Origin of the sequence: Gluconobacter thailandicus F149-1 = NBRC 100600 (genome assembly GCF_000964465.1) — a bacterium.
GTDB lineage: Bacteria > Pseudomonadota > Alphaproteobacteria > Acetobacterales > Acetobacteraceae > Gluconobacter > Gluconobacter thailandicus.
This window is the reverse complement of the sequence record NZ_BANH01000061.1, coordinates 25,980-44,915: the sequence shown is the minus strand read 5'-3', so window position 1 is coordinate 44,915 and position 18,936 is coordinate 25,980. Positions and strand designations below refer to the sequence as shown.

17 protein-coding genes and 1 other RNA gene are annotated in these 18,936 nt (G+C 58.6%); 3 read left to right on the top strand and 15 right to left on the bottom strand.

The genetic code is table 11. From position 1 onward, the window contains the following. Positions 1 to 40 precede the first annotated feature (40 nt). The 11 genes from murG to rnpB form a co-directional block, all read right to left on the bottom strand. Positions 41 to 1,138 (bottom strand): undecaprenyldiphospho-muramoylpentapeptide beta-N-acetylglucosaminyltransferase, encoded by a 1,098-nt coding sequence (gene murG / locus B7444_RS13615; RefSeq protein ID WP_007283534.1) that lies wholly within the window; start codon positions 1,136 to 1,138, stop codon positions 41 to 43. Continuing rightward, complete coding sequence (locus B7444_RS13610; protein WP_035729023.1) at positions 1,135 to 2,328, bottom strand: FtsW/RodA/SpoVE family cell cycle protein; 1,194 nt, start codon at positions 2,326 to 2,328, stop codon at positions 1,135 to 1,137. The genes murG and B7444_RS13610 overlap by 4 nt, the downstream gene beginning before the upstream one ends. A 5-nt stretch (positions 2,329 to 2,333) precedes the next feature. Continuing rightward, positions 2,334 to 3,680 (bottom strand): UDP-N-acetylmuramoyl-L-alanine--D-glutamate ligase, encoded by a 1,347-nt coding sequence (gene murD / locus B7444_RS13605; RefSeq protein WP_007283536.1) that lies wholly within the window; start codon positions 3,678 to 3,680, stop codon positions 2,334 to 2,336. Next, positions 3,677 to 4,768: a phospho-N-acetylmuramoyl-pentapeptide-transferase gene (mraY, locus tag B7444_RS13600; RefSeq protein ID WP_007283537.1), complete on the bottom strand. Its 1,092-nt coding sequence runs from the start codon at positions 4,766 to 4,768 to the stop codon at positions 3,677 to 3,679. Before mraY ends, murD begins: the two co-directional genes overlap by 4 nt. After that, positions 4,768 to 6,144: a UDP-N-acetylmuramoyl-tripeptide--D-alanyl-D-alanine ligase gene (locus B7444_RS13595; protein WP_007283538.1), complete on the bottom strand. Its 1,377-nt coding sequence runs from the start codon at positions 6,142 to 6,144 to the stop codon at positions 4,768 to 4,770. Before B7444_RS13595 ends, mraY begins: the two co-directional genes overlap by 1 nt. Beyond that, entirely contained in the window at positions 6,141 to 7,592 is a 1,452-nt protein-coding gene (locus tag B7444_RS13590) for a UDP-N-acetylmuramoyl-L-alanyl-D-glutamate--2,6-diaminopimelate ligase (RefSeq protein ID WP_007283539.1), read from the bottom strand. Before B7444_RS13590 ends, B7444_RS13595 begins: the two co-directional genes overlap by 4 nt. Before the next feature lie 8 nt (positions 7,593 to 7,600). Next, positions 7,601 to 9,571 carry a peptidoglycan D,D-transpeptidase FtsI family protein gene (locus B7444_RS13585; protein ID WP_007283540.1) on the bottom strand — a complete coding sequence of 657 codons (1,971 nt, stop codon included), beginning with the start codon at positions 9,569 to 9,571 and terminating at the stop codon, positions 7,601 to 7,603. Between the two features lie 83 nt (positions 9,572 to 9,654). Next, a complete protein-coding gene (gene ftsL, locus B7444_RS13580; protein WP_007283541.1) occupies positions 9,655 to 10,470 on the bottom strand; it encodes a cell division protein FtsL in 816 nt (271 codons plus the stop codon). Beyond that, on the bottom strand, positions 10,467 to 11,438 hold the full coding sequence (rsmH, locus tag B7444_RS13575; protein WP_035729021.1) for a 16S rRNA (cytosine(1402)-N(4))-methyltransferase RsmH: 972 nt from the start codon (positions 11,436 to 11,438) through the stop codon (positions 10,467 to 10,469). Before rsmH ends, ftsL begins: the two co-directional genes overlap by 4 nt. Continuing rightward, positions 11,435 to 11,905: a division/cell wall cluster transcriptional repressor MraZ gene (gene mraZ / locus B7444_RS13570; protein WP_007283543.1), complete on the bottom strand. Its 471-nt coding sequence runs from the start codon at positions 11,903 to 11,905 to the stop codon at positions 11,435 to 11,437. Before mraZ ends, rsmH begins: the two co-directional genes overlap by 4 nt. A 287-nt stretch (positions 11,906 to 12,192) precedes the next feature. Further along, positions 12,193 to 12,595, bottom strand: an RNA gene (rnpB, locus tag B7444_RS13565) — RNase P RNA component class A. Positions 12,596 to 12,669: 74 nt separating this feature from the next. Here rnpB and B7444_RS13560 point away from each other — a divergent pair. Beyond that, positions 12,670 to 13,662, top strand: a complete 993-nt coding sequence (locus B7444_RS13560; RefSeq protein WP_007283544.1) for an alpha/beta hydrolase — start codon at positions 12,670 to 12,672, stop codon at positions 13,660 to 13,662. A 12-nt stretch (positions 13,663 to 13,674) separates the two neighbouring features. Here the strand turns inward: B7444_RS13560 and B7444_RS13555 are convergent, their stop codons facing one another. Next, positions 13,675 to 14,133: a hypothetical protein gene (locus tag B7444_RS13555; RefSeq protein WP_035729018.1), complete on the bottom strand. Its 459-nt coding sequence runs from the start codon at positions 14,131 to 14,133 to the stop codon at positions 13,675 to 13,677. A 6-nt stretch (positions 14,134 to 14,139) separates the two neighbouring features. Further along, positions 14,140 to 15,609, bottom strand: a complete 1,470-nt coding sequence (gene zwf / locus B7444_RS13550) for a glucose-6-phosphate dehydrogenase (RefSeq protein WP_007283546.1) — start codon at positions 15,607 to 15,609, stop codon at positions 14,140 to 14,142. A 269-nt stretch (positions 15,610 to 15,878) separates the two neighbouring features. On the opposite strand from zwf, the gene B7444_RS13545 reads away from it, so the two are divergent. Together B7444_RS13545 and B7444_RS13540 are read left to right on the top strand one after the other, a co-directional pair. Continuing rightward, positions 15,879 to 16,145 carry a DUF2312 domain-containing protein gene (locus B7444_RS13545; protein WP_007283547.1) on the top strand — a complete coding sequence of 89 codons (267 nt, stop codon included), beginning with the start codon at positions 15,879 to 15,881 and terminating at the stop codon, positions 16,143 to 16,145. 49 nt (positions 16,146 to 16,194) lie between these two features. Beyond that, the gene (locus tag B7444_RS13540) at positions 16,195 to 16,776 is read left to right on the top strand and encodes a hypothetical protein (protein ID WP_007283548.1); all 582 of its coding nucleotides are present in this window, start codon (positions 16,195 to 16,197) and stop codon (positions 16,774 to 16,776) included. Between the two features lie 15 nt (positions 16,777 to 16,791). On the opposite strand, the gene proB is transcribed toward B7444_RS13540, so the two are convergent. Together proB and obgE are read right to left on the bottom strand one after the other, a co-directional pair. After that, positions 16,792 to 17,928 (bottom strand): glutamate 5-kinase, encoded by a 1,137-nt coding sequence (gene proB / locus B7444_RS13535; protein ID WP_007283549.1) that lies wholly within the window; start codon positions 17,926 to 17,928, stop codon positions 16,792 to 16,794. Beyond that, entirely contained in the window at positions 17,925 to 18,935 is a 1,011-nt protein-coding gene (gene obgE, locus B7444_RS13530; RefSeq protein WP_007283550.1) for a GTPase ObgE, read from the bottom strand. The genes proB and obgE overlap by 4 nt, the downstream gene beginning before the upstream one ends. Position 18,936 lies beyond the last annotated feature (1 nt).

The following is an 18,936-nucleotide window of genomic DNA, read 5'->3' as shown; positions in this document are numbered from 1 at the left end:
GGGGCAGGTACTCTTGAGGTAATAGGACAAAAGAAAAAGATCAGGACTTGAGGCCTGATTCGATCAGGTCGGCTACCTTTGCGGCAGCATGAGGGCGAGCAAAGCGTCGGGCAGCTTCCGCAGCGGCGGCGAGACGGTCTGGATGTGTCAGCAGATCGGCGACCAGGGCCGTGACGGCGGCGGCTGTAAAGTCCGGCTGGCGGATCATCCATGCTGCGCCGGTGTCCTGGAGGGCCTTGCCGTTGGCGCCCTGTTCGTCAGAGGCTGCGATCGGCAGCGGAACCAGAATGGACGGAAGACCTGCCATTGCCAGTTCGGCTACGGAAGAGCCACCCGCACGACCGATTACCAGATGAGCGGATTTCAGACGGTCCGGCACATCGTTAAAGAAGGGCTCAACTTCAACGGCAATGCCCGCGTCTTCGTATATGGCGCGAACACGGTCCGTATCCTCGGCGCGAACCTGCTGGGTTACATGCAGACGCGTGCGGAACCCGAACGGTAAAGCCGCCAAAGCTTGCGGAACAACATCCGAAAACACACGCGCACCAAGAGACCCGCCCCAGACAAGAATGCGAACGGTTTCAGTTGGCGCTGCATAGGTCTGCCCAAAGAGCGCCTCAATTTCCGCCCGAACGGGCATGCCCGTCAAGGTCACGTGAGAACCCTGCGGCAGGCGGGCCACGTTCTCATAGGATGTGGCAATCAGCGGAGAAAACCGGGACAGGAACGCATTGGCCTGCCCCAGAACGGCATTGCCTTCATGGATGACCATTTCCGGCCGACTGGCTTTTGACAACATCCGGGATGCCAGCAAAGGCGGAATGGACGGATACCCGCCGAAACCAACAACAGCTGCCGCATCCAGCGTCTTCAGAATCTTGCGGGCTTCCAGCATCCCGCGCAGCAGAGCCGTCACACCACGCAGTTTGCCGCCAATGCCCTTGCCCGCCACGCCAGCACCGTCCAGCACATATTGCGGGCGATCCTTGAACAGACCCGTCTCACGGCGCCCATGTCGGGCATCCGTCATGAGAACAAGATCATGACCACGCTCCGCCAGGACTGTTGCAACAGCTTCAGCCGGGAAGAAATGTCCTCCCGTTCCGCCAGCAGCAATGACAATCGGGCGTTTCATGGTGTGTGTCTTTCAAGGAGGGAACCGGGGGTGTAGGGCGTTGCGACGCGCTGGGCAATCCTGCCGGGGCCGACATGATGGCGCGTCAGGGCCAGAACCATGCCCATCGTCATCGCTACGGACATGGCCGAACTGCCGCCATAGGAAATAAACGGCAGCGTCATGCCTTTCGTCGGGATGAGATGGAGTGTCGAGCCCATATTGACGAAGGCCTGCAAGCCGAAACCGGTGACCAGACCCGCGGCCGATACGATCACGAACGGATCTTCTTCCCGCATCAGCTTCAGCAATGTGCGCAGGACGATAATTCCGAAAACGATGATGATGCCAAAGCAGAGCAGAAGCCCGTACTCTTCGCCAGCAACCGCGAACACGAAGTCAGCATGGGCGTCAGGCAACAGGTCCTTGACGCGCCCTTCACCCGGACCGCGCCCCAGAAGGCCACCATTGCCGAAAGCGCGCAGAGCCGTGTCGATCTGATAATGATCGCCGACATCCGGATGCAGGAAGCGCTCAACACGGGAACGGACATGCGGGAACATGACAAACGCCATACCGAACGCGCCAACCATGCCCGCAACGCAAAGACCGACCCAGTACAGCCGCAGACCGTCCACGAAAAGCTGCGTCATGAAGACCATCGTAATGACGGATAGCATGCCGATATCAGGCTGGGATTTCAGAAGCGCGAGAATGACGCCGAAACAGGCAAAGGCGAGAAGCATGCCGGGAAAAGCAATATTCCCGCGTAGCACAACAGTTCGGCGGGCAGACAGAAGCCATCCCGTGACCACAGCAAAACAGGGCTTGAGAAACTCGGAAGGCTGCACGGACATCATGGGCAGGGCAATCCACCGCCGTGCGCCCTTGATCTCCATGCCGTGGACAAGCGTCATGGCCGTGGCGGCGAGGGCAATAATGCCGCCGATGAATGCCAGCTTCTTGACCCCTTCGCGAGACAGGTAAGAGACCCCCAGCACGATTACTCCAGCGAGCGTCAGGAAGATGACCTGCTTGAGAATGAACATGTTGCGGGACGCGCCGATACGTGATGCCACGGCCGGGCTGGCCGCGAGCATCAGAACATATCCCAGACCAATCAGGATGCCGACGCAGGCGAGCGTGACGCGGTCGGTATTGCGCCACCAGCGGGCGACTGCCGATGAATCGACACGGGAGGTACCCGCCATGACCGTCACCCTTCCTGTTGTGCTGTGAGCATTTCGCCCGAATGGCCTGATTTCACAATATTATCGCAAATCTGGAGAAAGTGTGACCCACGATCCTCAAAACTGCGAAACTGATCAAAACTTGCGCATGCAGGAGACAGAAGAACGGTTTTTACGCCTTCTTTTCGTGCAGCCTCAAATGCTGCCGGGACGGCGAGATCCAACGTTTTGCTCACCGTGAAAGGCACGTCATGAGCCTTGAGTGTTTCTGCAAAAATGCCCGCATCCCGACCGATCAGAAAAGCCTGCGCAATTCGGTCGAACCAAGGGGCCAGCATTTCGATGCCACCTGCTTTGGCCGTGCCGCCTGCAATCCACATAACCCGATCATACGACCCGAGCGCCTTGGACGCAGCTTCCGCGTTGGTGGCCTTGCTGTCATTGACGAAAGCGACACCATCGCATTCGGCAATTTTTTGAAGGCGATGTTCTAGCCCCGGGAAAGACGCCAGCCCCTTGCGGATTGCGTCATCATTCAATCCAAGATGGCGCGCCATGGCCCAGGCCGCAGCAACGTTTTGAAGATTGTGTCGGCCCGGCAGGGCGTCGCCCACAAATTCAGGCACCGTATCCGGGTTCAGCAACGTCACGGGCACACCCTGAGCCGTGAGTTCGTCTGCAATTTTCTGGCACCAGGGATCATCCTGCCCGATGGCAGCCAGATCATCTGACGTCATGTTGTCAAAGACATGGGCTTTGGCGGCGGCATACCCGTCCATATCGCCATGACGATCCAGATGATCAGGCGTGATGTTCAGGAGGCATGCCGTGGAAGCATGAAAACGGTCGAGCCGTTCCAGCATGTAGGACGACATCTCGATGACATAGGCGCCCTGATCAGGAAGGAGGGGAAGAGCGAGGGATGCCGTTCCCAGATTGCCACCCGCTGAGCAAGGTACTCCGGCGGACTGGAGCAGATGAGCCAGAAGGGCCGTTGTTGTGGATTTTCCGTTCGTGCCTGTTACAGCTGCAAATCGTGCCTGTGATCCGGCTTTTCTGACTGCGTGATAGAGCAGTTCGGCATCGGAGAGGATCTGGATACCTTGCGCGCGTGCCAGTTCGGCAACGGGGTGCGGGGTCGGGAGAAGATGGGGAATACCCGGTGACAGCACGAGGGCTGTCATACCCGACAAATCCGTCAGAGGAGCGAGCGTCAGGCGGTCGTGAAATGGAAGGACAGGGTTGCGATCATCCCACGCCTGAACCTCGGCCCCCATCCCCAGAAGCGCATCAACTACGGCTGCACCGTTACGGCCGAGACCGCAGACGGCGTATCGCTCACCTGCAAGAAGATCTGTCGGAAATCCGTTCATCTCAGTTTCAGCGTGGCCAGACCACACAGCCCCAGAACAATGGAGACAATCCAGAACCGTACGACGATCTTCGGCTCCTGCCAGCCCTTCTTTTCGAAGTGATGATGCAGCGGAGCCATCAGGAACACACGTCGTCCGGTGCGTTTGTACCAGAACACCTGAATGACGACGGACAGCGTCTCCGCCACGAACAGGCCACCAACGATGCACAGAACAAGCTCATGCTTGACGGCGACGGCAATGGCGCCCAGTGCGCCGCCGAGCGAGAGGGAGCCTGTATCGCCCATGAAAACGGCTGCTGGAGGCGCATTGAACCATAGGAAGCCAAGGCCGGCCCCAATCAGTGCGGCACAGAAAACCGCCAGTTCGCCAGTGCCTGGAACCGGATGAAGCTGGAGGTAATCCGCGAAGACGTGGTTGCCAACCAGATAGGCGATCAGTGCAAAAACCAGAGCAGCGATCACAACCGGAACAATGGCCAGACCATCCAGGCCATCCGTGAAGTTCACGGCATTGCCAAAGCCGGTAATCGTAATCATGGCAAAGAGCGGGAAGGCATAACCCAGCGGCAGGAGAATATCCTTCACAAAGGGAAAGGCTACGGCGTTGCGAATTTCCGGGGGCGTCAGGTGCTGGAGCCAGATGCCTGCAATCAGGGACGCCGCGAATTCACAGCCTAGCCGCATCCGCTTTGAAACGCCCTGTGTGTTGCGCTTTGAAAGCTTCAGGTAATCGTCCGCAAACCCAACAGCCCCAAAAGCCGCTGTCGTCAGCATGACGGCCCAGACGAAACCGTTTGTCAGATCCGCCCAGAGGAGTGTGGCTGAAAACAGGGCAATGAGGATCAGCATCCCGCCCATGGTCGGCGTGCCCGCCTTTTCCAGAATATGACGTTCAGGGCCAAGTGCCCGGATAGGCTGGCCTTCGCGCTGGATCCGCTTGAGTTGCGCGATGAACGGATTGCCGAGCGCAAGCGAGATCACCAGTGCCGTCAGGCAGGCACATCCGGAACGGAACGTCAGATAATGGAAAAGGTTGAAGAAGCCTCCATGCGACGAGGCATGTGAGGCAACAAGATTGAAGAGCATCAGGCAGAGACCGGGTTGGAAGCGTTATCGAGAGCGGCGATGACATCGCGCATCCGGCTACCCAGGCTGCCTTTGACAAGCAGAAGATCGCCGGGCCGGAGAGCGTTGAGAAGGAGGGGGGCGAGCGAACGTGAGTCTGGCGCGTAAGCCCCGCGCAGAGCTTCAGGCAGAGCCTCGTAAAGAGCGCGCATATGCTCGCCACAGCAGAATGCAATTGCATTGGCCGCAATGACGGCATCTGCCAGAGAGCGATGTTCAGCATCCGCAAACGCACCAAGCTCGCGGATATCGCCTAAAGCAGCGATGCGGCGCTTTGCGGGCAGCAGGGCAAGTGTTTCGAGCGTCGAACGGATGCTGGTCGTCGAGGCATTGTAGCTCTCATCAAGCAACTGAACACCATTCAGCACTGCACGCATCTGACCGCGCCCGGCACCCGGAACAAAATCCGCAAGAGCATGAGACGCTTTAGAAACGTTCTCCCCAAGCGCAGCAACTGCACCCAGAGCTAATGCGGCATTCCGCGCAAGATGGCGACCCGGCGCATTCAGATGAACGCTTATGTCTCCAACGCCGGGAAGCGTCAGGACAAAGTCACTTCCATCTGCCGTGCAGACAAGCCCCGTGAGCCGGATTTCAGAGTTTGTGGAAAGACCACTGTGCCAGAGCTTCGCATGAGCCGGGAGTGCGGCCCTGAACAGATCCTGCCCGATCGCATCGTCTGGAACGATGGCGGTGCCATTTTCCGTCAGGGCCCCAAAGAGCGTGGCCTTTTCGCGGGCGATCTCTTCCAAACTTCCCATATGGCCGAGATGGGCGGTACCAATCGTGGTGATGATCGCTACATCCGGCCGCACCTGCGCGGCCAGAGGCGCAATTTCACCCACATGGTTCATGCCGACTTCACTGATGCAGAACCGCGCGTCTCGTGGCAGGCGGGCGAGCGTCAGAGGGACGCCCCAGTGATTGTTATAGGAGGCGACTGCCGCATGTGTCGGACCAAGAGCTGACAACGCCGTACGCAGCATGTCTTTCGTGGTGGTCTTACCCACACTTCCCGTAACGGCGATGACCTTTCCGTCAAAACGGTCACGCGCGTAACGCCCAAGTGCTTCAAGACCACTCATCGTATCCGCGACGATCAGCAGGCGAGGATCTGTCGAACCCTGCGTATCGTGCACCATGACGCAAGCTGCGCCGGCCTCGAGGGCCTGCGCAATATGGGCATGTCCGTCACTGGTTTCGCCCTTGAGAGCAATGAACAGATCGCCAAGCTTCAGAGTACGTGTATCGATGGAAATACCCGTCACGCTGACATCGGCCGCGAGCGTCCCTTGCGTGGCATCACGGAGTTCCTGGCTGGTCCAGAGAGCGGTCATGCTGCACCTGCCAGTTCGCGGATCACGCTGCGATCATCAAACGGAAGAACCGTCTGGCCAACAATCTGCCCCTGTTCATGACCTTTCCCTGCGACGACCAGAATGTCACCGGGCTTAAGCGCCTCCAGACCCGCTGCAATGGCAGACCGGCGATCACCGATTTCCAGTGCATCAGGGCAGGCGGCGTGAATGGCGGCGCGAATGCTCTGCGGTTCTTCCGTGCGGGGGTTGTCGTCCGTAACAATGGCCACATCGGCCATGCGCGCCGCAACTTCGCCCATGAGCGGACGTTTGCCACGGTCCCGATCGCCACCGGCCCCAAAGACCACAACCAGACGCCCTTCGGTATGCGGGCGAAGGCTTGCCAGAACGCGTTCCAGAGCATCAGGCGTATGGGCGTAATCTACATACGCTGCGGCACCATTGGACAGTTCAACGGCACACTCGCAGCGTCCTCGTACTCCAGTCAACTGCGGCAGCAGATCCACGAGACTGCGTGCGTCGTCTTCTGTCTGCCAGCACATCGCCGCAGCCAGCATGGCATTGTCGGCCTGGAACAGTCCCGGCAAACCAAGCGTCATTTCCGGTAAGTCTTCGCCATAGAGAGAGAGACGGATAATCTGGCCCGTCGGTGTGGGGCGTGTCTCCAGAAGGCGCAGTGTACTTCCCGTTTTGCCTGTTGTCCGAAGTGCCATGCCCCGTTGCGCTGCAATGGCGTGCAATGCGTTCAACGTATCCGGGTCCATGTCCGCATTGACGGCGGCAATACCATTGGCAGGCAGGAGATCTTCGAACAGACGCAGTTTCGCTGCCCGATAGGCTGCAATGGTGCCGTGATAATCCAGATGGTCTCGGGTCAGGTTCGAAAACCCGGCAGCATTGAGCGTAACACCATCCAGCCGATGCTGCTCCAGACCGTGAGACGAGGCTTCAAGGGCGACGTGATCCACACCATGCTGGGCCAGAGACGCCAATGTGGCTGCCAGCGAGACCGGGTCGGGTGTTGTCAGTGAAGGCGGAGGCGGAACATCTACATTCGCAATCAGCCCTAATGTGCCGAGGCTTGCAGCTTTAAGCCCCTGAAGTGTCCAGATCTGACGCAGAAATTCAGCCGTGCTGCTCTTGCCGTTCGTTCCGGTGACTGCCGCAATGCAGGAGGGCTGTGGGCCCGCAAGCGTTGCCGCCGTCAGTGCAAGCAGACGTTTTGCGTCAGGCGTCAATAGAACCGGGACGTCTGCTTCAGCGGGATGATCTGCAATGATAGCGACAGCACCATTTGCAACAGCCTGAGGAATAAAAGCTGCTCCGTCCTGTTTCGCACCTCGCAGGGCGAAAAACAGTGTGCCTGATCGCACCTGTCTGCTGTCTGCTGTCACAGTCAGAATTTCAGGGTCGACGGAACGCGACAGAACGGAACCATTCTGCCGGAGAAGTTCAGAGAGACGCATGGGCAGGCTCAGTGCTGTGTCTTGGAAGAGTGCGCCTGATTGCGCGGGTCGCCGGGATCATTTCCGGGACCGAGGGCACGATAGCCCGTTGGCACAGACGGATTCATGGGAATGGCAAGAGACGCTTCAATCGCGTCCTTGTTGGCGGTGTCCGGGAACTGGTTCAGAATTGGCCCAACGCGTGAGATGATCTTCTTCACAGTTGGTGCGGCGTTCCAGGCGGCTGTGGTCCAGCCATGGGTCGCAGCCGTTCCCTGAGGACTGTCGAGCATGACATAGACCGCATAATGCGGGTTGTTCATTGGGAAGACACTGGTGAAGGCCGAAACGTTGACGTGCTTCAGGTATCCACCATGGGCACCAATCTTTTCTGCCGTACCCGTCTTGCCGCCAACGTAATAACCCGGAACTTCAGCTGACTTGCCGCTGCCTACCGTGACGTCAAGACGAAGCAGTTTGCGGAGCAGGGCAGAGGTCTTCTCTGACAGAACCCGCGTTCCAACAGGGGTCTGCGCACCAATGTCGTCGCCATTATCCGTTTCATCCGGTTTGTAGGCGACAGGACGCAGCTTGGCGTCTGGTGTCTGGGCTTCATCCTGCTGGTCGCGTGCCACAAGCGTCGGCTTAAGAAGGATGCCACCATTCACAGTTGCTGCGGTGCCGCGGACAATGGCCAGAGGCGGTTCGGCAACACCATGACCAAAGCCGACGGTCATGACAGTCGAAATACCCCAGTTTTTTGATGCTGGTACGAGCGGCCGCCCGGCTTCAGGCAGTTCAACCGGAACGCGGTTGAAGAAGCCCATGCCGCGCAGCCACTCCTGCTGGCGCTGCGCCCCGACATCCAGAGCAATATGGGCCGCAGCCGGGTTGGACGAGTATGCCAAAACGCCAGGCAGAGACAGCCATGGCGCAAAATGATCGGTCTTCATGTCACGAATAGTGAAGCGTCCGACCCGGATGGGAATGGTTGAGAAACGATCCCAGATATGGACGACACCAAGCTGAAGACCCATGGCTGCTGTCTGAAGCTTGAAGGTCGAACCCGGCTCGTACATGCCCGTCACTGCGCGGTTGAAGCGGGCATCATTCGGCGCATGGTTGAATTCATTGGCGTCGTAATCAGGCAGACTGACCATGGCGAGGATCTCGCCCGTTCGAACATCCATGACGATCGCTGAGGCACCAATGGCCGAAAACTCATCTTTGGCGGCCGCAAGCTCATCATGTGCGACTGCCTGCACACGAACATCCAGGGACAGACGGAGTGGCGTGCGATCCGAATTCAGGCGCTGATCGAAAAAGCGCTCAACGCCGGCAATGCCATGGTCGTCAATATCCACGCTGCCCATGATCTGGGCAGCCGTACGGCCAAGAGGATAGTGGCGGCGCTCGCCGGCTTCAAAATAGATGCCAGGAATACCAAGGTTATTGATCGCGATTTCCTGTACGGGAGAAATATCGCGGGCAATGTAAACGAACTGCTTTTTCAGGGAGAGGCGACGAACGGTTTCCGCCTCATCCAGTTTTGGCAGAACGGTTTTCAGTTTTTTGGCCGCCTCTTCAGGATCAATCAGCTCCATCGGATTGGCATAGACCTGCGCCACCGGGAGGGAGAGGGCGAGAGCCTGACCGTTTCGATCCGTGATGGTTGCGCGTTTGACGGATGGCAGGACGAAATCGCCAGCCATCTCACCGCGCGGATCACTCTTGGGAATTTCCGGAACCTGAGGGGCGATCTGGCGCTTTTCCGGCTCCATGGGCATCAGGACGGTTGCAAAGGTCGCCTTGAGGGCGACAGCGCCATAGATCGCAAGAAAGCCCATGCCAGCCACGAGAAGGCGGCCATGCATCTGGTCAAGGTTCAGGCGACGGGACGAGAGCTTTGGTCCCGCTGCCTGTGAGCCGCGCTGCTCCGCCCGTTTATTCTGGCGCGCTGCGCGATGCGAACCTGATGAGGGTGGCACGTCCTGAGGCATCGTGCGGCGTTGCGTCCTATGTAAGGTGCTCGCCCGAAGCTATCCGGAAAATACTTAACGAGCAGTTAACAAGAGAGAGGGTCTCAGTTAGCCAACGGAACCGGCGGGGGCAATGCGTCTCCGTCATTTCCCAGCGCAGAGCTGGCATGATGATGGATTCGCGGGCGCTCTTCTTCAGCAACCCGCGTCAGGGATGCTTCCCGAACCTGATGCGCAGGCTGGCTATGCCAGGCCGTTGCGACAACCGGCGTCGGACGTGTTCCATGGTAGCTCACAAGGCGAACGCTCGGCGTCACATCCGATCGTGCCGTGCTCAGGTGCGGAGCAACCGGGCGCGTCGTGGTTGCGGAGGCCAGCTCGGTGTCCTGGCTGTGTAAGATCCGGTCTGCATGTGGATGGACAACACGTGGCGCAGTCGCCTTGGCGGTCATGACACGTGGTGTGACCGGGAGAGGCTGCGGAGCGGCCGTCGCGATAACGGGAGCATGCGCGACAGGAGCGGCAGGACGTACAACCGGCGCTGCAGGAAGCGGGAGATGTGCTTCGGTTGCAGCGCGGTTTACGACTTCATGCAGTCCTTCGCGCGGATCAACTGGAGCAGGACGTGAGCCGGGAGCAGGCAGGCGTGCTTCCACGCTTGCCATGCGAACGAACTGGTCCGGCGCCATAGGGTGTAGATCCGGAACAAAACGAGCTGCCAGCGTATTCAGGCGATCAGGCTGATTGAGAAGGGCCCATTCCGTCCGCAGCATGGCCGTTTGTGAACGGACCTTCTGCGTTTCCTGCACAATCTTGGTGATCTTCTGGTCGAGAACCGTCGTCTCATGTTTCTTGGTATAAAGAAACAGGCCAGATCCTGCAGCGAGGACAGCGCAGGCAATGGTGAAAGGCCGGATCATGCTCGGTTTCCTGAGGCGGACGGTTGTGGGGCGGAATTACGAACCAGGGCGCGCAGACGTGCACTTCTTGCTCTGGGGTTTTCCCGCGCTTCCTCTTCCGTGGCAGGCAGGGGGCGGGAATGGAGAAGGGAAAAAGCCGGCGGCTCTTTCCGGACCGGGGCCGGATCGTAGCGGGACGGATTGGCCGTACGGCCAGCCAGTTCCGCCATGGCGCGTTTGGCCAGACGATCTTCAAGGGAATGGAACGTCACGACGACGAACACACCACCGGGAGCCAGAAGGCGAGGGGCAGCTTCCAGCGCGCGTTCCAGTTCGCCCAGCTCATCGTTCACAGCAATCCGAAGACCCTGAAAACTGCGGGTGGCCGGGTCGATCTTGGAACGATCCTTGGGAACGCAGGAACGCACGATATGGGCCAGGCGACCGGTGGTCGTGATGGGCTCTTCAGCGCGTGCGGCGACAATGGCGCGAGCGATACGACGGGACAGTTTCTCTTCACCGTAGCGATAAAGAACGTCCGCCAGATCGCTTTCCTTCATGGAATTGACAAGGTCTGAGGCAGACGGTCCGTCAGCACCCATTCGCATGTCCAGCGGGCCATCGTTGCGGAAGGAAAATCCGCGCTCTGCCTGATCGATCTGAAACGAGGATACGCCAAGATCCAGCACGATCCCGTCAAACGGACCATCCTGCCCGACGAGCTGTTCCATATCCCCGAACGTACCCTGATGCATGATCAGGCGGCCATTGGCCTGCTGGGCCATGGCTTCGCCGCGGGCAATTGCCGTGGGATCACGATCAATGCCGTGCAACGTGCAATCCGCACTGTTCAGGATGGCGCGGGCATAACCGCCGCCGCCGAAAGTGCCGTCCAGATAGCGGCCGCCATCACGGGGAGACAGCGCCTCAAGGACTTCCTTCAGCATGACGGGGACATGCCCCTGGTGGACGAGAGTAATCGCGTTCATGCCGCAACTCCGTTGGCCGGTCTGCGGCTGCCTGTCAGTTCTTTTGCCCGTGCGCGCGCCTGGAGACGGCGCTCTGCTGCGGCTTCCGGATTCCAGATCTGGAAAACACGACCCAGTCCCATGAAAGAGACTTCATCCGTCAGCGAAGCATGCGTGCGCAGGATATCGGGAAGAATGATCCGGCCTTCCTTGTCGCTATCCAGCGGATAGGCATCCGCATACAGGCTGGCAGCTAGGTCATCATGATCTTCAGAAAACGGGTCGTATTCGTCGAGCGGCTGGGCGAGGGAGGCAAAAGCGGCCGACGTCCAGGCTTCGATGCAGGGATGCAGATGAGATGGCCGAAGAATGACCAAAGCTTCACCCGGCTGTGCCTGTGTTCTGAGAGCGGATCGGAAAGGGGCCGGAATGGAAACACGTCCCTTGGCGTCAAAGCGGTTCTGATGCGTGCCGAGGAACATGCTCATTGATGATGTGCCTCCCTTCACTTCAGGACCCGCGCAAGGTGTTCAGGTATTTCTCTGTTCTTTCTTGGGATACCATGGGATTTTATGGGACGTCAAACACATATCTTCGAAAAACGGCAGAAAACTGCGGCTATTTTCAATGTGGGAATTGTGACGAGATTTTTTGCTATTTATTAGGAGTTATCAGGGATAATCGCCGGGCGAGATCTATACCTGCCGCTATTTGTTCTCTTTATGTTCTCTTAATATCTGTTCTGGCGAGTATTGGAGAACAGTTTTTGTTCAGAGGTGCCAGACGGCCTGTAAGCCGGGTTCTGTCCGCCAAAGGCGGGACGATCATTCCTCTGGGACATACATTGCTGCATGCCTCACGCAACCAACCCGAACGGCGGAGTGAGACGCTCCCGGCCATCTTGCGACAGCCTGCCGTTCCTATTCGGTTTTGCTCCCGGTAGGGTTTACCGTGACCGACGCCGTTGCCGGAATCGCGGTGCGCTCTTACCGCACCGTTTCGCCCTTACCCGCGACATGTTCCAGAAGGAACAGTCCGGCGGGCGGTCTGTTTTCTGTGGCACTGTCCCTAGGGTCGCCCCCGCCGGCTGTTAGCCGGTACCGTTTTCCCATGGAGCCCGGACTTTCCTCCATGACAGGGATCCTCATCCCGGCCACAGCGATCGTCCAGCCGTCTGGCGGGCGGACCTTGCGCCGGGAGCGAGTGCGGGTCAAGGGCAGACTTTCGGTTCATTTGTCGCCATGATGCTGGAATGCAACCGACTTTTGCTCTGCGGATCTTTCTTTTCTGGCTTGAATGGCAGGCCCGTCGGCGGGGCATAATATCCCGTTCAGTACCTGTCGATGTGATCCCGGATATTCCTGCGCCTATGCCGTCAGCCGCCGCGCTCGCCCAGATCCGGCGCATCACCGGGCGCCCCAGCTTCCCTCAATGTCTGTCTTCCCTTCGCATTCGCAAGTGGATCGAGATCAAGGTCCCTGGTGAAGTCGGGGAGCGACCTGCACGGCTCTATCGCCCAAGGGGGAAAGTCACTGGAGTCTTGCTGTTTCTGCATGGTGGAGGATTCGTTCATTGCGATACCACCTCTCACCACGGTATCTGCTGCCGACTGGCCGCTGCGTCGGGCGCGATGGTTTTGTCCCTCGATTACCGCCTTGCCCCTGAGCATCGTTTCCCGGCGGGTCTGAGAGACGCACAGGTAGCACTCAAGTGGCTGAGGAAGGCTGTACCGAATCTTCCGATCGCAGTGGCGGGGGACAGTGCTGGCGGAAATCTCTCAGCCGCGCTCACGCACTGGAGTCGGACTAATCCAGAGATCACTCTGGCGGCCCAGCTTCTTTATTACCCAGCGGTCAGCGGCCCCATCATTCCACCCTCCCGACAGACATATGGCCAAGGCTATATGCTCACCACGGAACTGCTGCATTGGTATTGCGGTCAGACGCTTGTGTCGCCAGATGATCTGTTCGACCCGGAGTTCTCGCCTGTTTTCGCCGAGACCTTCAATGACCTTCCGCCCGCAATGATCGTCACGGCAGGATTCGATCCGCTGAGAGGCGAGGGGGAGCTTTATAGCCGTCTACTTAGAGACGCAGGTGTCCCAGTTCGATATCGACTTTTTCCGCGCATGATTCATGGCTTTCTGAACGGTTACGCCCTGTTCAGGGATGGTCGGACAGCATTGCGGGAAGGGGGAGAGTTTTTGCGGGAAGCCTTCAGGAAGGCCGGATCACGCCCTTCCTGAAAATTGCTCCTGTCAGGGTTGAAGCTGGCGGAAAGAACCGGGCGTACCGGCATCAGTCTGGACGGTCCGTTCGCTACGATCAATCTTCAGGCTGAACAGCTTGTCGGCGGAAGGCTTGTCGCCTGGGCAACCGTTTCCATGGCGTCCGAGAACATCAATATCCGGATTATTGTCCGCAGCATTGCCATTGACCACGAACACCAGGCACCGCTTGGGCATATCCGTGAGGCCATCATTGGTCACGACGAGCCGGAGATGTTCCACAAGGGCGGTGTTGTCGAACCAGCTCAGCTTGCTGAACGTGAACTTGTCATAAGAAAAATCCAGAAGTCCGGTACGAACGATCACGAACATCAACAGAAACGCCGGCACCACAATCAGGAGCCGGCGCATCAGGTGCTGTTTGAGTGTACGGGGCGGACGCCGTGTGCCCCGTGAGAAACGGGGCTTTGCGTTCGCGTTGTCAGTCAAAAGCGTTTACTCCATGTCTTCGTGCCATTTGTCGCCACGTTCAGCGAGCATTTCAGCAGACGTCTCCGGGCCGTACGACCCGGCACTATATGTCTGCATCGGCACCTTGTTCTCGCTCCAGGCATTGAGAACAGGCTCAGCCCAGCGCCATGCCGCTTCGACTTCGTCGCGACGGATGAAGAGAATCGGATTTCCCCGTACCGCGTCAAGCAGAAGGCGCTCATAAGAATCAGGGAAGGGAAGACCTCCCTCCATCCGGATCGTCGTATCCAGATCTGCCGTTCGCAGAGTGTATGCGTCCAGTGCGGGATTCTTGACGTTCAAATGAAGCTCGATGCCTTCATTGGGCTGAACGCGAATCACCAGAACGTTCTCTGGGGGGGCTGAACCGAAAAGAGTAGTCGGTGCAGAACGGAAGCGGATGACGATCTCGCTGACCTTGCGGGCGGAACGCTTGGCGGTGCGGATGTAGAACGGCACGCCTTTCCAGCGAGGTGTATCCACCCAGGCGCGAATGGCAGCATAGGTTTCCGTATTGCTCGGCTGACCCAGTTCTTCCAGATAGCCAGGAACGCTCTGGCCCCCGACAACACCTGCCGTGTACTGCCCACGAACGGTTTCTGCCGCCACAGTGTCATCTGTGATCGGGCGAAGGGCGTTCAGGACAGCCAGCTTCGCGTTGCGAACCGTGTCGGCTTCCAGGGAATCCGGCGCTTCCATCGCGACAAGACACAAAACCTGAAGAAGGTGATTCTGGATCATGTCCCGCATGGCGCCGGATGTGTCGTAGTAGGACGCGCGTCCTTCTACGCCGACGGTCTCGGCAGCCGTGATCTGCACGCTTTCAATCTGCTCACCGGACCAGATCGCATTCATGATCGGATTGGCAAAGCGCAGGGCCAGAACGTTCTGGACTGTCTCTTTCCCGAGATAATGATCAATGCGGTAGATCTGGTTTTCCGGGAAGTACTGGCCCACGCCGTCATTGATGGCGGTAGCCGTTGCCATATCCGTGCCGATTGGCTTTTCCAGCACGACGCGCGAGTGAGGCGTTACGAGACCCTGGCTGTGCAGGTTCTCGCAGATGCTTCCATAAAGCTGCGGCGCCGTAGCAAAATAGTAGACACGGATGCGGTCAGCCGGCGCGTCCGACAGCACAGTGGAGAGAACTCCCCAGTCACTGTCGGCTTTTGTGCCATCAAGTGTGACATAATGTACAAGTTTCAGAAACCGGTCGACAAGGACCGGTGAACGGACGTCATCGGGTATGAAGCGTTCCAGCGCCTCTCTGGCGCGGGCAACGTAGCCCTCCCGGTCGATATCCGTGCGGGCTGTCCCAATGATGCGGGCATCGTCGGGGATCTGCCCCATGCGGAGACGGTTATAAAGCGCAGGCAGAAGCTTGCGCATTGTGAGATCGCCGGTGGCGCCAAAGATAACATAGTCGAATGGCTCGACCTGCTGGACGTGTTCCATGAGTGCTCTCTGACCTCTCGAACCCGGATTGTCGGGGAAAAGGGTTTAGGGTTCAGACCTTTGCAGGCACGGTCTAGTTCCGCTCTGGGGGGCTTCCTGTCAAGGGAACGGGCATGCACGACATCGGGAGGAACCATCACGGAAACGCGCGCGTTCCCTAAATGTGCACATAAATCCGTTGACCTCCCAAGCCCCGGCGCGATAAGCCGCGCGGCTGGTATCGCATCTTTGCGGCACTCTGGACTTATGCCTGAAAAAGGAAATCGAACATGGACGCAGAAAGCAAAATCGAAGGCGCCGCAACGGGTGGCATTGCTGCCGACCGCCTGCGCTCCATCATCGAGCGGGTTGAGCGTCTGGAAGAAGAACGCAAGGCTCTGGCAGGGGACATCAAGGATATTTTCTCCGAAGCCAAGTCCGCCGGTTTTGACGTGAAGGTGATCAAGCAGATCATTAAACTGCGCAAGCAGGAGCCTGCCGAGGTGGAAGAACAGGAAACACTGCTCGACATCTATCGTCGCGCTCTGGGCATGTAATCTGAATTAACTCAGCATCGTCAGACTTCCTTAACATCCGGGCCGGAACATGATGTCCGATATTTCATGGCTGCCCACCTGGGCAATGATGTGTCTCCTGATCATAGCCGGTCTGTTCGGGCTGGCGTTGCTGTGCATGCCATTTGCGGTCTTCGGCGTGAAGCCGAGGTTGCAGGAACTGGAGTTCCAGATCGCGGAACTGCGTGCGGAATTGCAGTCTCTCACGCTTCGCCTGACTGCGCCTCCGTCAGACAGGACTGTGGCTTCAGGTCCGGTCCGGGAGGACAGTGTGCGTGCGCCTTCGCGCGCTACGCCTGAAAAGGTTCGTGCAGTGGAGCCCGCACCTTCGAAGACGGCAGACTATTTTGAGCCTGTCGCAGTCGTTCGTGCTGAGGGGCCGACCTACGAGGATGGCCCGATGGCCGCTGATCCAGAGGTCTTGCGCCGGGCCGTCAAAAGGCAGGAGCCGGCTAAGAGCTGGTCTCGTGCGCCTTGGGAAGAGGAACGCACTCAGGCGGGTAGCCGTGAGCGTGAAGAGCTTGCACCGCGGTCTGTCGCTACCCGAAGCGATGATGAGGAAACACTTCGCCGCCGAGCGGAGCCGAAGCTCCGCTGGCCGCCAAGAGGCTAAAACACTTCGTTTGTTTCAGTGTTGATCCAGAGCCAGATCGTCTCGGTGGATCAACACATCCCGGCCTCTGTAGCCCAGAAGCTGCTCCATCTCCGCTGACCGATGACCAATGAGTTTCCTGCATTCATCAGCGTTGTAGGACGGCAGTCCCCGACCGATTGTGTTGCCATTCTCATCCTTGATGAGCACCAGGTCGCCACGCTCGAAATACCCGTCAATGGCAGTCACACCAGCGGGCAACAGGGAAGCACCGACAATGAGAGCCTGTCGGGCGCCGTTATCAACAGTGAGTGCGCCTTTGGGGTGCAGACTGCTGCCTATCCAGCGCTTACGCGCCGAGCCGGTATCGGTCTGGGGGAGAAACCAAGTGCACAGGCCGCCATCCAGTAGCCTCTGAAGAGGGTTCTGTGTCTGGCCTGCGGCAATGACCATGGCCGCACCAGCGCGATTGGCAATGCGCGCTGCCATGAGTTTGGTGCGCATACCGCCGGATGAATATCCTGGCGGGGGTTCGCCGCCCATCGCCATGATCTCGTCAGTCACCTGTTCAATCACTGGAATATGGCGTGCATCGGGATTCGTGCGGGGATCTGCGGTATAGAGGCCGTCAATATCAGAAAGAAGAACCAGACAGTCTGCCTCGATCATCTGGGCCACGCGGGCGCCAAGGCGATCATTGTCACCGAACCGGATTTCGGACGTCGCAATCGCATCATTTTCGTTGATGACGGGAATGCATCCAAGATCAATCAGCGTCTGAAGGGTGGCGCGGGCGTTGAGATGCCGTTCACGGCTTTCGGTATCATCCGGTGTGAGAAGAAGTTGTCCGGCAACGAGTCCATGCTCGGCCAGTGCGGTGCTCCATCCCTGAGCCAGACCGATCTGCCCAACGGTGGCCAGAGCCTGTTTTTCGTCAAGCCGAAGTCGGCGGTTCATCAGGCTGAGCTGATGCCGGGCAAGCGAGATCGCTCCCGATGAAACAACGACAACTTCTGTCCCTGCTTTCCGCAGATTGGCGATGTCTTCACAAACGCTGCGGAGCCAGTCCGTCCGCAGCGTCGCCTGTGCGCTATCAACCAGAAGAGCGCTACCAATCTTGATGACAATCCGGCGCAACTGCGCCAGGTGAGGGGCAGCGGCCGGGGATGTCATGCCTGTTTGCTTTCCTTCGCAGCATTGACACGATCCTGAAGCAGCCGGAGCAGCTCGGGCAGCCCCTCTCCAGTCACGCCAGAGAGCGTTAGTACTTCTGCGCCAGATGCTTTTGCCAAGGCACGCTTCTTGGCCGATTTCTGTTCGGCCGTCAGAGAGTCGCACTTGTTAAGCACAATGATTTCAGGCTTCGCAGCAAGGCCCGGGTCATAGGCCTCGAGTTCATGCCTGATCAGGCGCCAGTGCTTCACGATCTGCGACTCTGTTCCATCAATCAGATGAAGCAGCGTTGCGCATCGTTCGACGTGACCCAGGAAGCGATCACCAAGCCCTGCGCCTTCACTGGCCCCCTCGATCAGGCCAGGAATGTCCGCGATGACGAATTCTTCCGTCGTGTTCAGGCGTACCACACCCAACTGAGGATGCAGCGTTGTGAACGGGTAATCTGCAATCTTTGGGCGAGCTCGGGACGCCACGGAAAGTAGTGTCGATTTGCCTGCATTCGGGAGGCCAACAAGGCCAACATCCGCAATGAGTTTCAGGCGCAGCCAGACCCAGCGCTCTTCACCCGGCCACCCCTTGTCGGCACGGCGTGGCGCACGGTTGGTGCTGGTCTTGTAATGAGCGTTACCCCGGCCACCGTCACCGCCACGGCAAAGGAGAATTTCCTTACCGGCTTCGTCCAGATCCGCGAGGAGGGTTTCGCGATCTTCGTCGAAGATCTGCGTGCCGACGGGGACATCAATGATGACATTATCCGCAGCCGCGCCGGTACGGTCAGAGCCCGCGCCATTCCCACCTTTGCGGGCCTTGAAATGCTGGGTGTACCGGAAGTCGATCAGCGTATTGAGGGCAGGGACAGCCCGGAAAATGACGTCACCGCCACGTCCACCATTGCCGCCATCAGGGCCGCCGAATTCGATATATTTTTCCCGACGGAAGGCGATCACGCCGTCACCGCCATCGCCGGAACGTACATAGATCTTGGCCTGGTCGAGAAATTTCATC

Coding starts and splice junctions, on each gene's coding strand:
- murG (WP_007283534.1), bottom strand. CDS start 1,138: ATGAAACGCCCGATTGTCATTGCTGCTGGCGGAACGGGAGGACATTTC.
- B7444_RS13610 (WP_035729023.1), bottom strand. CDS start 2,328: ATGGCGGGTACCTCCCGTGTCGATTCATCGGCAGTCGCCCGCTGGTGG.
- murD (WP_007283536.1), bottom strand. CDS start 3,680: ATGAACGGATTTCCGACAGATCTTCTTGCAGGTGAGCGATACGCCGTC.
- mraY (WP_007283537.1), bottom strand. CDS start 4,768: ATGCTCTTCAATCTTGTTGCCTCACATGCCTCGTCGCATGGAGGCTTC.
- B7444_RS13595 (WP_007283538.1), bottom strand. CDS start 6,144: ATGACCGCTCTCTGGACCAGCCAGGAACTCCGTGATGCCACGCAAGGG.
- B7444_RS13590 (WP_007283539.1), bottom strand. CDS start 7,592: ATGCGTCTCTCTGAACTTCTCCGGCAGAATGGTTCCGTTCTGTCGCGT.
- B7444_RS13585 (WP_007283540.1), bottom strand. CDS start 9,571: ATGCCTCAGGACGTGCCACCCTCATCAGGTTCGCATCGCGCAGCGCGC.
- ftsL (WP_007283541.1), bottom strand. CDS start 10,470: ATGATCCGGCCTTTCACCATTGCCTGCGCTGTCCTCGCTGCAGGATCT.
- rsmH (WP_035729021.1), bottom strand. CDS start 11,438: ATGAACGCGATTACTCTCGTCCACCAGGGGCATGTCCCCGTCATGCTG.
- mraZ (WP_007283543.1), bottom strand. CDS start 11,905: ATGAGCATGTTCCTCGGCACGCATCAGAACCGCTTTGACGCCAAGGGA.
- B7444_RS13560 (WP_007283544.1), top strand. CDS start 12,670: ATGCAACCGACTTTTGCTCTGCGGATCTTTCTTTTCTGGCTTGAATGG.
- zwf (WP_007283546.1), bottom strand. CDS start 15,609: ATGGAACACGTCCAGCAGGTCGAGCCATTCGACTATGTTATCTTTGGC.
- B7444_RS13545 (WP_007283547.1), top strand. CDS start 15,879: ATGGACGCAGAAAGCAAAATCGAAGGCGCCGCAACGGGTGGCATTGCT.
- B7444_RS13540 (WP_007283548.1), top strand. CDS start 16,195: ATGATGTCCGATATTTCATGGCTGCCCACCTGGGCAATGATGTGTCTC.
- proB (WP_007283549.1), bottom strand. CDS start 17,928: ATGACATCCCCGGCCGCTGCCCCTCACCTGGCGCAGTTGCGCCGGATT.
- obgE (WP_007283550.1), bottom strand. CDS start 18,935: ATGAAATTTCTCGACCAGGCCAAGATCTATGTACGTTCCGGCGATGGC.